The sequence below is a fragment of the Rhodopseudomonas sp. genome, from assembly GCF_036404135.1.
GTDB lineage: Bacteria > Pseudomonadota > Alphaproteobacteria > Rhizobiales > Xanthobacteraceae > Rhodopseudomonas_A.
The window spans coordinates 71,590-84,702 of the sequence record NZ_DASWPE010000157.1 but is presented as its reverse complement, the minus strand read 5'-3'; the positions used below and the strand labels follow the sequence as shown (position 1 = coordinate 84,702).

The following is a 13,113-nucleotide window of genomic DNA, read 5'->3' as shown; positions in this document are numbered from 1 at the left end:
ACCTCACAACGCCGCGCCCTCGAACTGCCGGTCTGGCTGCATAGATACAACTGGCATCGGCCACACGGTGGGATAAAATCACAAACACCCATCAGTCGCCTCGGTCTGTCCGAGGACAACCTGTTGAGGCTCCACATCTAGATTCTCATTTTGACGCGTTTTCTTCACGCGAACCGGGATCCACTTCGCTCGAAAACGCTATAAAGCCCTCATCACGTGCGGGCCTATCCGGCCAAAAGCGCCTCCGCGCCGTATGGGCCCCTGCGTCCGCAGGGGCGACCCGTTGCAGCGCCGCAGGCCAGCCGGGCCGCCAGCTCCATCTCCTGGTAAGAATCAGTTAATCATTTCTCCGCACCGTCGCGAAGGGCTCACAATCCACGGGAGCGGACGCCATGATTCCAGCCTTGCTGCAACTGGTCGCCTTGTCGTTTGCCATCGCGCTGTTCGTGTTTGCCTGAGCGGGCGGATCGAAACAGCCACGGGCCAAATCAGGGGGACTTCGTCACTGCGAGCCGAGGGCGGCGCGGTGCGCCTGCCGAGAAGCAACGCAATCTAGGGGGGCTTTTTGGGTGCCCTGGATTGCGTCGTCGCAACAGCTCCGCGCAATGACGCGTTGAACGCCCGATTTCATGGATCGCTTTTTGAGTGACGCGCTGAGGCAGCGGACTTGGCTGCGAAGGCTCGGCGGTCTCGCAGGGTTGACACAGGTCAACGACCAGCCCTTGGACCGGGGACATCGTCGTGGGACGCATCCAGATCCCAAACGGGGACCCATTGCCATGGCCCAGACAGACCTTTTGCTAATCGCCGCCGCCGCGCTGTCGACCCTGGTGATCTGGTTCGGCGTGGTGCTGCAAGGACGCATCGCCGCCGCGCTGGCGCGGAGCTAGCCGGCGGGCGGCGTCAGGGAATATGGATACTGCGGCCGGCCTCGCGCGGCGGGCGGTCATGCCGCGCCGCCAAGTGTGGGCTTGTTCGATGTCGGCGCCGTTGATCGACACATCGCAGCGTCCCTAGCCCGTCAATCCAAGGGACTATGCCTCGACTATCAATATGTCTCCACTATCAACATACCAGAGTGTCGAGATATCCGTTGCGTAGCTAACAACAGGAGAATAGAGCGAAGGCGAGGCTGTTCTGCTACGATAAGGACGGGTGGGGCGTCATGTTTGTCGGTGCGAGGGACGGCATCAGGCGTTGGCTGATAAGTCTCTTCGCCTCAGCTATCAAGCGCGCGACGCGACAAGAAGATCGCGTGATCGCTATTCGATGGCTTGGCGAATCGCGCGATGTTGTCGCCAGTGATGCCGGGGCGATCGAGAAATTCAAGAGGCTGAACGCGCTTATCAATTCGCGAACAACGATCAGGGCAATCGGCGGCAGCGTCGCCGAGGCGGTTTCGAACTATCGGCAGTCCAGTCTTCCACTGTCGATGAAGATCGCGTTGCCGGCGACCTTGGCGGCGATCCCGCTGGTCGGCGGTCAGGCCGCTGGGATCGCCGCTTTTGGCGGCGCGCTCGGCGTGCCGGTGCTGTTGCTGATTTTTCTGGGCGTATCCGGGATTACCGCGATCATCGAAGCGGTGGTGACGAGCCCTGAGGCCCGAACCCATATTGCAGATGTCATCGATGTGATCGTCGACGACGAAAGGCTGCGACGAACCAGCGCGAGGATGAAGGCGGCGATGAAACAACAGCCGGCGGATCCGGTGCGTTTCTCGATGCCGCCGCAAGAGGCCGCTCTTCGTCAATATCTCCTGGAGATGGATCCGTTCAATTTTGAGCGGCACATCATGAGCTTTTTTCACAGGGCCGGGCTCGAGGCGTGGGCAACGCGAAAATCGAACGATTTTGGTGTCGATGGCTTTGCGATCCATGCGGACGGGCTGCTCATTATTGAGTGCAAGCGAAACTCGGGCCAAAACAAGGTTGGTCGCCCGATCATTCAGCAGTTCAAAGGCGTCGCCGAAGAGCAGAATGCTTTGCGTGGATATGTGGTCACGACTTCGAGCTTCACCGACGAGGCGATCCAATCAGCCTCGCTGACGGAGAAGATCGTCTTGGTTGCCATGGATGATTTGGTGCTTTGGCATGCGCAGCCGCCGACATTCTAGACGCCTTGCCATCTCGTTGAAATCGTTGCTGATCTCAAGCGAAATGCGAGCCTGTCAGAGATTTTGCTGATCACCGCGGCCGCGCTGGCGACCCTGGTGATCTGGTTCGGCGTGGTGCTGCAGGGACGCATCGCCGCAGCGCTGGCGCGGAGCTAGCCGGCGGGCGGGCGGCCACATCAGCCCTTGAGGGCTTTTCCCGGCCCGCGCGGGCAGGCGGCCGCGCGGAACTTTGCCGACGGGTTGGTCGGCGCCGGCAAACGATGTTATCAGCACGGTCATGCCCGCGTCCCCCCCACGCTTTGCCAGCATCCAGGTGTTGCGCGCCATTGCCGCCAACATGGTCGTCGTCAGCCATCTGGCAATCGTCGAGTCGAAATACGGACACGGCTTTGCGCTGATCCCGCCATGCGACGGCCTGGGCCGCGCCGGGGTGCACATGTTCTTCGGGATCTCCGGCTTTGTGATGGCGGTGGTGGTCAGCGGCCGGCCGTCCTGGCGCGGCTTCCTTTGGGCGCGCCTGACCCGGATCTATCCGATCTACTGGTTTTACACCGCGCTGGTTCTGCTCTCGGCGCTGATCGTGCCGGTCAATTCCAGTTTCGAACAGACGCCGTCGCTGGTCAGATCGCTGCTGCTGTGGCCCGACGCCACGCTGCCTTGGCTGGCGGTGGGCTGGTCGCTGGTCCACGAAATGTATTTCTATCTCATCGTGGCGGTGCTGCTGGCGCTGCGGATCAACCTGGTGGCGGGACTGCTGATCTGGGCGACGTTCACCGCGCTGCCGGTGCCGCCGCGCACGCCGGAACTGGCGCTCGTGTTCAACGCCTTCAGCTTCGAATTCATCGCCGGCGCGCTGCTGGCGCTGGCGATTCTGAAACTGCCGCGGCTGCCGACCCTGCCGCGGTGGCGATTGCTGGAGACGCTCGGCGACGCCTCGTACTCCGTCTATCTCAGCCACGTCCTGGTGCTGTCGTTGATCGGACGGTTGTTCAACCTGTTGCCGGCTCATGGCTGGCTCGCCGAAGCGGTTTTCGTGGTGGTCTGCCTGGTCGCCGCCAACGCCTGGGGCGTGGTCAGCTATCGGCTGCTGGAACTGCCGGTGATCAACACGGTGCGGTCGACGGCGACCCGCCGCGTCGCGCTGGCGCGCTAGGTCGGGGCACAGCTTTGCTGCGCGCCAGCCGCCGGCCTTGCGGCGATCGAGCAATTGGCGATCCCAGCAGGATTCGAACCTGCAACCCACGGAGTAGAAATCCGTTACTCTATCCAGTTGAGCTATGGGACCGTCGCGGCGGTCGGCCGAAGGCGCTCTTAGCACCCGTGGCCGGCCACCTTCCAGCACCGTCAGCGGAAAAATCGCATCCCCCGCGCAAATGCCTGCGAACCATTTAGCGCGAGCCTGCGTCAAAGCAAAGCGGGGGCGCCGTTGTGTTTGGCGGATCGGCACGCGATGATGCCGCGCGCCGCGGCCGGGTCTGGGCGGCCCGGGCGGCGGTCAAAGCCGCCGCCGGGCGGCGCCGACATCGCGGCGATGGCTTTCGCGGGGTTGAATTGGCGACGCGGCGTTCCGCCGCGCAAGGGGAGTGCCTCGATGATCGGTCTGCTTCGCGCCGTCACGCTTTGCGCCACATTGGCGCTTGGGCTCATCTGCGCCCACGCCGCGGACAAGGCTTTCAAACGCGACGACCTTTCGGATGCCGCGATCAAGCTCGAGGCCCAGATCAGGTCCGAGGCCGGCGCGGTCAACAAGCCGGTGACCACGCTGCGTAGCGACGCCGACGCTGCCTTGAAGCGCAACGACACCCGCGCCGCGCTGCAGATCATGGGCCAGATCGCCAGCGTGGCGCCGGAGGACAGCGGCAATTGGCTGCGGCTGGCGCGCACCGTGCTGCGGGTGTGGTCGCCGACCTCGAGCGAACAGACCTTGCTGCTGGAGCGCGCCTCCACCGCGGCCTACATCGCTTATCAGCGCGCCGGCAATGCCGGTGAGGAGGCCGAGGCGCTGGCGGTGCTCGGCCGCGGCTTCGCCGAGAGGAAGCTGTGGCGCCCGGCGCTGGATACGCTGCGGCTGTCGCTGGATCTGCGCGAGGTCGCCGAGGTGCGCGGCCAATACGAGAAGCTGCGCGACGATTACGGCTTCCGGCTGCTCGACTACACCGTGGATTCCGATGCGGCGTCGCCGCGGGCCTGCTTCCAGTTCTCCGAGGACCTCGCCAAGCGCGTCGATTTCGCCCCGTTCCTGACGCAGGCCGGCACCGACAAGCCGGCGCTGACCAGCGAGGACAAGCAGCTCTGCGTCGAAGGCCTCAAGCACGGCGAGCGCTACACCATCAATCTGCGCGCAGGATTGCCCTCGGCGGTCAAAGAGGTGCTGCCGAAATCCGCCGAATTCAACATCTATGTCCGCGACCGCAAGCCCCTGGTGCGGTTCACCGGCCGCGCCTATGTGCTGCCGCGCAGCGGCCAGCGCGGCATTCCGCTGGTCAGCGTCAACACCAAGACGGTGTCGGTGCAGGTGTTTCGGATCGGCGACCGCAACCTGATCAACACCGTGGTCGGCAGCGATTTCCAGCGCGCGCTGAGCGCCTATGAGCTCGCCGACCTCGGTGACGAGCGCGGCGTCAAGGTGTGGAGCGGCGAACTCGACACCGAGAGCACGCTGAACGCCGACGTCACCACCGCGTTTCCGGTCGGCGAAGTTTTGGGCGAATTGCAGCCCGGCGTCTATGTGATGACCGCCGCCGCCAAGGGCCCGGGCTCCGGCAGCGATGACGACTCGGGTTCGCTGGCGACGCAATGGTTCATCGTCTCGGATCTCGGGCTGACCGCGTTTTCCGGCCATGACGGCATCCACGTCTTCGTCAATTCGCTGGCCTCGACCGAGCCCACCGCCAAGGCCGAGGTGCGGCTCATTGCCTGCAACAACGAAATCCTCGCCAGCCGCAAGACCGACGACGCCGGCCACGTGCTGTTCGAGGCGGGGCTTTCGCGCGGCGAGGGCGGGCTGTCGCCGGCGCTGCTGACGGTGACGGGAGTGGCCGCCGACTACGCCTTCCTCAGCCTGAAATCCAACGCCTTTGATCTGTCCGACCGCGGCGTCTCCGGGCGCGCGGTGCCGGCCGGCGCCGACGCCTTCGTCTATGCCGAGCGCGGCGTCTATCGCTCCGGCGAGACGGTCTATCTCACCGCATTGCTGCGCGACGGCCAGGGCAATGCGCTGGCGGGCTCCCCGCTGACCCTGGTGGTGGAGCGGCCGGACGGCGTGGAATTCCGCCGCGCCGTGCTGCCCGACCAGGGCGCCGGCGGCCGCAGCCTGACGCTGCCGTTGAATTCCGCGGTGCCGACCGGAACCTGGCGGGTCCGCGCCTACACCGATCCGAAGGGGTCAAGCGTCGGCGAAACCAGCTTCATGGTCGAGGACTACTTCCCCGACCGCATCGAATTCGATATTTCCAGCAAGGACAAGCTGATCAAAGCTGAGGTTCCTGTGGAACTGAAGGTGGAGGGCCGTTTCCTCTATGGCGCGCCGGCCTCCGGGCTGCAGCTCGAGGGCGACCTGTTGGTGGCGCCGGCCGAGAGCCGCCCGGGCTTTGCCGGCTATCAGTTCGGCATCGCCGACGAGGAAACCGAAAGCAACGAGCGCACCCCGCTCGAGAACCTGCCGGAGGCCGACGCCAACGGCGTCGCCAGCTTCCCGGTGACGCTGGCCAAGGCTCCGTCGTCGACGCGGCCGCAACAGGCGCAGATCTTCATCCGCATGGCGGAAGCCGGCGGCCGCGCGGTGGAGCGCAAGCTCACTTTGCCGGTGGCGCCCGCCGCGGCGATGATCGGGGTCAAGCCGCTGTTCAAGGACAAGAGCGTCGCCGAGGGCGACAACGCCGCCTTCGACGTGGTGCTGGTTTCGCCGGAGGGCCAGGCGCTGGCGCGCAGCGGGCTGCGCTATGAACTCCTGAAGATCGAATCCCGCTATCAATGGTATCGGCAGAATTCGTCCTGGGATTATGAGCCGGTGAAATCCACCAGCCGGGTCGCCGACGGCGATCTCAGCCTTGCCGCCGACAAGCCGGCGCGACTCTCCTTCCAGCCGCAGCCCGGCCGCTACCGGCTCGACGTCAAATCCGCCGACGCCGACGGCCCGCTGACCCAAGTGCAGTTCGATGTCGGCTGGTATTCCGACGGCTCGGCCGACACCCCGGACTTGCTGGAAACCTCGATCGATCGACCGGATTACGCCGCCGGCGATACGCTGGTGGTGACGGTGAACGCCCGCAGCGCCGGCAAGCTCACCGTCAACGTGCTCGGCGACCGGCTGCTGACCACGCAGAGCGTCGACGTCAAGGAAGGCCAGGCCCAGGTCAAGCTGCCGGTCGGCCGCGACTGGGGCACCGGGGCCTATGTGCTGACCACGCTGCGAAGGCCGCTCGATGCCGCAGCACAACGCATGCCCGGCCGCGCCATCGGGCTGAAATGGTTCGGCATCGACAAGACCGCGCGCACGCTCTCGGTGGCGCTGTCGCCGCCGGCTTTGGTGCGGCCCTCGACCACGTTGACGCTGCCGGTCAAGCTCGGCGGGCTCAATCCCGGCGAGGACGCCAAGATCGTGGTCGCCGCGGTCGACGTCGGCATTCTCAACCTCACCAATTATAAGCCGCCGGCGCCGGACGAATTCTATCTCGGCCAGCGCCGCCTCAGCTCGGAAATCCGCGACCTCTACGGGCAATTGATCGACGGCATGCAGGGCGCGCGCGGCCAGATCCGTTCCGGCGGCGATTCTGCCGGCGCCGAATTGCAGGGCAGCCCGCCGACCCAGAAGCCGCTGGCCTTGTATTCCGGCATCGTCACGGTGGCGGCCGACGGCAGCGCCAGTATCGACTTCGAGATCCCGGAATTCGCCGGCACCGCGCGGCTGATGGCGGTGGCCTGGACCGCAACCAAGCTCGGCCGCGCCAATATCGACGTCACGGTGCGCGATCCGGTGGTGCTGACCGCAACCTTGCCGCGGTTTCTGTTGAACGGCGACCGCGGCACGCTGAGCTTCGACCTCGACAATGTCGAAGGCGCGGCCGGTGACTACGCCATCAGCGTCGCGGCCTCCGGCCCGGTGAAGGTCACCGGCAATCCCACGACCACGTTGAAGCTCGCCGCCAAGCAGCGCGCCTCGACGGCGCTGGCGCTCGACGCCGGCGGCGCCGGCAACGCCGCCTTCGACGTTGCAATCAAGGGGCCGAATGGGCTGAGCCTGGCGCGGCACTACGCGCTCGAGGTCAAGCCGGCGACGCAGATTTTGGCGCGACGTTCAGTCAGGACCTTGGCGAAAGGCGAGAGCCTGACGCTGACCTCGGACATGTTCTCGGATCTGGTACCCGGCACCGGCGGCGTCTCGCTGTCGGTGGGGCTGTCCACCGCGCTCGACGCCGCCACCATCCTGAAGGCGCTGGATCGCTATCCGTTCGGCTGCACCGAGCAGATCACCAGCCGGGCGCTGCCGCTGTTATACGTCAACGATCTCGCGGCGGGCGCGCATCTGGCGATGGATACCGCGGTCGACCAGCGCATCAGGGACGCGATCGATCGCCTGCTGGCGCGGCAGGGCTCCAACGGCTCGTTCGGGCTGTGGTCGGCCGGCGGCGACGATGCCTGGCTCGACGCCTACGTCACCGACTTCCTGACCCGCGCCCGCGAGAAGGGATTTGCGGTGCCCGACGTGCTGTTCAGATCGGCGCTCGACCGCATCCGCAATGCGGTGGTCAACGCCGCCGAGCCGGAGAAGGACGGCGGCCGCGATCTCGCCTATGGCCTCTATGTGCTGGCGCGCAACGGCGCAGCACCGATCGGCGACCTGCGCTATCTCGCCGACACCAAGCTCGAGCATCTGGCGACCCCGATCGCCAAGGCGCAGCTCGCCGCAGCATTGGCGCTGGTCGGCGACCGGGCGCGCGCCGAGCGGGTCTATGCCGCGGCGTTGCAGGGTCTTTCGCCGAAGCCCGTGATCGCGTTCGGCCGGGTGGATTACGGCTCGGCGCTGCGCGATGCCGCGGCCTTGGTCTCGCTCGCCAGCGAGGGCAACGCGCCGCGCGCCACGCTGACGCAAGCCGTGCAGCGGGTCGAGGCGGCGCGGGGGCTTTCGCCCTACACTTCGACGCAGGAGAACGCCTGGCTGGTGCTGGCGGCGCGGGCGCTCGCCAAGGAAACGCTGACGCTCGAGGTCGACGGCAATCCGGTGAAGAGCGCGCTGTATCGCAGCTATAAGGCCGCCGACATCGCCGGCAAACCGATCAAGATCGCCAACACCGGCGACGCGCCGGTGCAGGCGGTGGTCTCGGTCGCCGGCGCGCCGCTGACGCCGGAGCCCGCGGTCGCCAACGGCTTCAAGATCGAGCGCAACTACTTTGCGCTCGACGGCACCCCGGCGGACGTCGCCAAGGCCAGGCAGAACGACCGCTTTGCCGTGGTGCTGAAGATCACCGAGGCCAAGCCGGAATACGGTCACATCATGGTGGCGGACTATCTGCCGGCCGGCTTCGAGATCGACAATCCGCATCTGGTGTCGTCGGGCGACAGCGGCACGCTGGACTGGATCGAGGACGGCGTCGAGCCGGTCAACAGCGAATTCCGCGACGACCGCTTCAGCGCCGCGATCGACCGCAAGAGCGACGACAAGGCGGTGTTCACCGTGGCCTATGTGGTGCGCGCGGTGTCGCCCGGCAAATACGTGCTGCCGCAGGCCTACGTCGAGGACATGTACAATCCCTCGCGCTACGGCCGCAGCGCAACCGGCAGCGTCGAGGTGCGGCCGGCGAAGTGAGGGGGAGACGGGCGTGGTGTCGGTGCTGCGTGCAAGCATCGCGGGCGTGATTAGTTAGGAAATCATCGATGCAGCAACTTGCGCCGCAACGGGCACTGACTCACCTCTCCCCGCGTGCGGGGAGAGGTCGACCCGGCGCAGCGGAGCGGAGCCGGGTCGGGTGAGGGGGCGTCTCAGCAAAACGAGGCGCCCCCTCACCCGGCGCGACAAGCTTCGCTTGTCACGCCACCCTCTCCCCGCAAGCGGGGCGAGGGGACGATGTCGCGGCGCTTCGATCAACTTCAACGCCTGAGGATGTCGAACTGATCATGAGCGAGACCCCGAGCAGGTGGCGCAAGGTTAGAATCGCGGCGATGATCGTCGCGGCGCTTTGCGTCGTCGTAGCTGCTGCGACGGCCGGCTGGATCGCCTCGCTCGGGCCGCTACCGCTCGATCAAGCGCGGCAGGTTTCGACCTCGGTGGTCGACCGCAACGGCAGATTGCTGCGCGCCTATGCGATGGCCGACGGCCGCTGGCGGCTGCCGGTGCATGCCGCAACCGACGTCGACCGCCGCTATCTCGATCTGCTCTTGGCCTATGAGGACAAGCGGTTCTACAGCCACGCCGGCGTCGATCCGCGGGCGCTCGGCCGCGCCGCCTGGCAACTGATCACGCAGGGCCGCATCGTCTCCGGCGGCTCCACCATCACCATGCAGCTGGCGCGGCTGATCGAGCCGCGCCAGCAACGCTCGCTGTCGGCCAAGCTGCGCCAGATGGTGCGCGCGCTGCAACTCGAGCGGCAATTGCGCAAGGACCAGATCCTCGATCTTTATCTGGCGCTGGCGCCGTTCGGCGGCAATCTCGAAGGCATTCGCTCAGCCGCGATCGGCTATCTCGGCAAGGAGCCGAAGCGGCTGTCGCTGGCGGAATCCGCGCTGCTGGTGGCGCTGCCGCAATCCCCGGAAACAAGGCGGCTCGATCGTTTTCCCGACGCCGCAACCGCGGCCCGCGCCCGCGTGCTCGACCGCATGGCGCAGGACGGCGTGCTCAGCACCGACGATGCCGCCCAGGCCAAGGCGGTGGTCCTGGCACGGCAGCGCACGCCGATGCCGATGCTGGCGCCGCATTCCGCCGACCAGGCGTTGGCGACCGGCAAGGGCGCGTCGATCATCCGGCTGACGCTCGACGCCGCGATGCAGCGCGCGCTGGAAGCCCTGGTGCGCGACCGCGCCGCGGCGCTCGGCCCCGACATCTCGATCGCGCTGGTTGCGGTCGATAATGCCAGCGGCGAGATTCTGGCGCGGGTCGGCTCGCCGGATTATTTCGACAGCCGCCGCGCCGGTCAGGTCGACATGAGCCGCGCGATCCGTTCGCCGGGCTCGACCTTGAAGCCTTTCATCTATGGGCTCGCCTTCGAGGACGGCTTCGTGCACCCCGACAGCCTGCTCGACGACCGCCCGATCCGGTTCGGCGCCTACGCGCCGGAGAATTTCGACATGACCTTCCAGGGCACGGTCACGGCGCGCAAGGCGCTGCAATTGTCGCTCAACGTGCCGGCGATCGCGCTGTTGGACCGGGTCGGATCGAGCCGGCTGGCGGCGCGGCTGAAACAGGCCGGCGCGGCGTTGATCCTGCCGAAGGACGAGGCGCCGGGGCTGGCGATGGGGCTCGGCGGCGTCGGCATCCGCTTGCAGGATTTGGTGCAGCTCTACGCGGCTTTGCCGCGGCTCGGCAGCGCCATGCCGCTGCGCGAGGTCGCGCTGGGGGAGGCGAAGCCGCCCGAGCCGCTGCGGCTCATGGATCCGGTGGCGGCCTGGCAGGTCGGCAACGTGCTGCTCGGCACCCCGCCGCCCGACAACGCCGCGGCCAATCGCATCGCCTTCAAGACCGGCACCTCTTACGGATATCGCGACGCCTGGTCGGTCGGCTTCGACGGCCGCGTCACCATCGGGGTCTGGGTCGGCCGCCCGGACGGCGCCGCGGTGCCCGGCCTGGTCGGCCGCACCGCCGCGGCGCCAATCCTGTTCGACGCCTTCGCCCGCACCGGCAGACTGCCGGCGGCGCTGCCGAAAGCGCCGCGCGGCACGCTGGTTGCGAGCAACGCCAAATTGCCGCTGCCGCTGCGGCGTTTTCGGCCGCTCGGCGAATTGCTGCGTAATGGCGCGGAGCAGGCGCTGCACATCCAGTTTCCGCTGAACGGCTCGCGGATCGAGGCCGCGGGCGACGCCAATGCGCCGTCGCTGCCGGTCAAGGTGGCGGGCGGGGTGCTGCCGCTGACCATGCTGGTCAATGGCGTGGCGGTCGGGGAGCTCGACGGCCGCCGGCAGCGGCTGATCGACCAGCCCGGGCCGGGCTTCGTTAGGCTCACGGTGATGGACGCCATGGGCGCCGCGGACACAGTCGTCGTCCGAATCCAGTAGAAGCCCGCCAACTGGTTGTCCGCGTAGCGGTTTCAGCGTATGCGAAACCGATGAGCGAGACCTTTGCAAGACCCCGATTTGGCGCGCCGCCGGAGCCGAAGAACCGGATCAATCCCGGTCAACGGCTGGTCGGCGTGATCGATTACGTCGCCGCCAGCCATCCCCGCGCGGTGGCGTTCCTGGCGCTGTGCGGCGTATTGTTCACACTGTCGGGGTTCTTCACGATTCCGCCGATCGACCGCGACGAGGCGCGCTTCGCCCAGGCCACCAAGCAGATGGTCGAGACCAGCGATTTCGTCGACATCCGCTTTCAGGGCGAGGTGCGCTACAAGAAGCCGGTCGGGATCTACTGGCTGCAGGCCAGCGTGGTGGAGACCGCCTCCGCGCTCGGGCTGCCGCGCGCCGAGGTGCGGATCTGGCTGTACCGGGTGCCCTCGATGCTGGGCGCGATCGGCGCGGTGCTGCTGACCTATTGGACCGCCTTGGCCTTCGTGACGCGGCGCGGCGCGGTGCTGGCCGGCCTCATTCTGTGCAGTTCGATCCTGCTCGGCGCCGAAGCCCGGCTCGCCAAGACCGATGCGGTGCTGCTGTTGACCGTGATCGCGGCGATGGGGGCGATGGCGCGGGTCTATCTGGCCTGGCAGCGCGGCGAGGAGGTCGCGCGCGGCTCCTGGACTACGCCGGCGATCTTCTGGACCGCGCTGGCCGGCGGCATCCTGTTGAAAGGCCCGCTGATTCTGATGTTCGTCGGCCTCACCATCGTCGCGCTGGCGATCTGCGACCGCTCGCTGGTCTGGCTGTCGCGGCTGCGGCCGCTATGGGGCGTGCTGTGGATGCTGGCATTGGTGCTGCCCTGGTTCATCGCCATCTTCCAGCGCGCCGGCGAGAGCTTCTTCGCCGATTCGGTCGGCGGCGACATGCTGAGCAAGATCACCAGCGCCAAGGAATCCCACGGCGCCCCTCCGGGCGTGTATTTCCTGCTGTTCTGGGTGACGTTCTGGCCCGGCGCGCCGCTTGCCGCGATGGCCGCGCCGGCGGTGTGGCGGGCGCGGCGCGAGCCCGGCGCGCAATATCTGTTGGCCTGGCTGCTGCCGTCCTGGATCGTGTTCGAACTGGTGATGACGAAGCTGCCGCATTACGTGCTGCCGCTGTATCCGGCGATCGCCATCCTGCTGGTCGGCGCCTTGGAGCGCCGGGTGCTGTCGCGCGGCTGGCTGACCCGGGGTGCTGCGTGGTGGTTCGCGATCCCCGCCGCGGTGCTGACGGTGGCGGTGGTGGGGGCGGTGTGGCTGACACGGCAGCCGGCGTTCCTGGCCTGGCCGTTCGTCGCGGTGTCGATGATCTTCGGGCTGTTGGCCTGGCGGCTCTATGACGACATCCGCTCCGAGCACGCCATGCTCAATGCCGTGGTGTCGTCGCTGTTTCTCAGCGTCGCGGTCTATGGAATTGTCGTGCCGTCGCTGACGCCGCTGTTTCCCAGCGTCGAGATCGCCCGCGCGCTGCGCAACGTGGTCTGCGTCGGCCCGAAGGCGGCGGCCGCCGGCTATCAGGAGCCCAGCCTGGTGTTCATGACCGGCACCTCGACGCTGCTCACCGACGGCTCCGGCGCCGCGGATTTCTTAGGCCAGGGCAGCTGCCGCTTCGCGCTGGTGGAAGCCCGCACCGAACGCGCCTTCGCGGCGCGCGCCGAAGCCATCGGGCTGCGCTACGACGTCGCGGCGCGGATCGACGGCTATAATTTTTCGCAAGGTCGGGCGATCTCGGTGGCCGTGTTCCGCTCGGAAGGCACCCAGTAA

General features: G+C 67.1%; 7 protein-coding genes, 1 tRNA gene and 1 pseudogene. 8 read left to right on the top strand and 1 reads right to left on the bottom strand.

The features are described from left to right. The 5 genes and pseudogenes from VGC77_RS18875 to VGC77_RS18855 form a co-directional block, all read left to right on the top strand. Positions 1-141 (top strand): annotated as a pseudogene (locus VGC77_RS18875) (IS481 family transposase); the annotation flags it as partial. A gap of 638 nt (positions 142-779) precedes the next feature. Beyond that, complete coding sequence (locus VGC77_RS18870; RefSeq protein ID WP_331173096.1) at positions 780-890, top strand: sodium:solute symporter; 111 nt, start codon at positions 780-782, stop codon at positions 888-890. A gap of 275 nt (positions 891-1,165) precedes the next feature. Beyond that, entirely contained in the window at positions 1,166-2,113 is a 948-nt protein-coding gene (locus VGC77_RS18865) for a restriction endonuclease (protein WP_331173095.1), read from the top strand. Between the two features lie 63 nt (positions 2,114-2,176). Next, entirely contained in the window at positions 2,177-2,269 is a 93-nt protein-coding gene (locus VGC77_RS18860) for a sodium:solute symporter (RefSeq protein WP_331173094.1), read from the top strand. A 121-nt stretch (positions 2,270-2,390) separates the two neighbouring features. Next, complete coding sequence (locus tag VGC77_RS18855; protein WP_331173093.1) at positions 2,391-3,266, top strand: acyltransferase; 876 nt, start codon at positions 2,391-2,393, stop codon at positions 3,264-3,266. 55 nt (positions 3,267-3,321) lie between these two features. On the opposite strand, the gene VGC77_RS18850 is transcribed toward VGC77_RS18855, so the two are convergent. Further along, positions 3,322-3,398 (bottom strand) — tRNA-Arg (locus VGC77_RS18850). 306 nt (positions 3,399-3,704) lie between these two features. Here VGC77_RS18850 and VGC77_RS18845 point away from each other — a divergent pair. From VGC77_RS18845 to VGC77_RS18835, 3 genes are all read left to right on the top strand, one after another. Further along, entirely contained in the window at positions 3,705-8,918 is a 5,214-nt protein-coding gene (locus VGC77_RS18845; protein WP_331173092.1) for an alpha-2-macroglobulin, read from the top strand. A 353-nt stretch (positions 8,919-9,271) separates the two neighbouring features. Continuing rightward, positions 9,272-11,317, top strand: a complete 2,046-nt coding sequence (gene pbpC / locus VGC77_RS18840; protein WP_331173101.1) for a penicillin-binding protein 1C — start codon at positions 9,272-9,274, stop codon at positions 11,315-11,317. A gap of 50 nt (positions 11,318-11,367) precedes the next feature. Continuing rightward, the gene (locus VGC77_RS18835; RefSeq protein ID WP_331173091.1) at positions 11,368-13,113 is read left to right on the top strand and encodes a glycosyltransferase family 39 protein; all 1,746 of its coding nucleotides are present in this window, start codon (positions 11,368-11,370) and stop codon (positions 13,111-13,113) included.

Bases quoted from the DNA above. Each gene is read 5' to 3' on its own strand.
- VGC77_RS18870 (WP_331173096.1), top strand. From the start codon at position 780: ATGGCCCAGACAGACCTTTTGCTAATCGCCGCCGCCGCGCTGTCGACC.
- VGC77_RS18865 (WP_331173095.1), top strand. From the start codon at position 1,166: ATGTTTGTCGGTGCGAGGGACGGCATCAGGCGTTGGCTGATAAGTCTC.
- VGC77_RS18855 (WP_331173093.1), top strand. From the start codon at position 2,391: ATGCCCGCGTCCCCCCCACGCTTTGCCAGCATCCAGGTGTTGCGCGCC.
- VGC77_RS18845 (WP_331173092.1), top strand. From the start codon at position 3,705: ATGATCGGTCTGCTTCGCGCCGTCACGCTTTGCGCCACATTGGCGCTT.
- pbpC (WP_331173101.1), top strand. From the start codon at position 9,272: ATGATCGTCGCGGCGCTTTGCGTCGTCGTAGCTGCTGCGACGGCCGGC.
- VGC77_RS18835 (WP_331173091.1), top strand. From the start codon at position 11,368: ATGAGCGAGACCTTTGCAAGACCCCGATTTGGCGCGCCGCCGGAGCCG.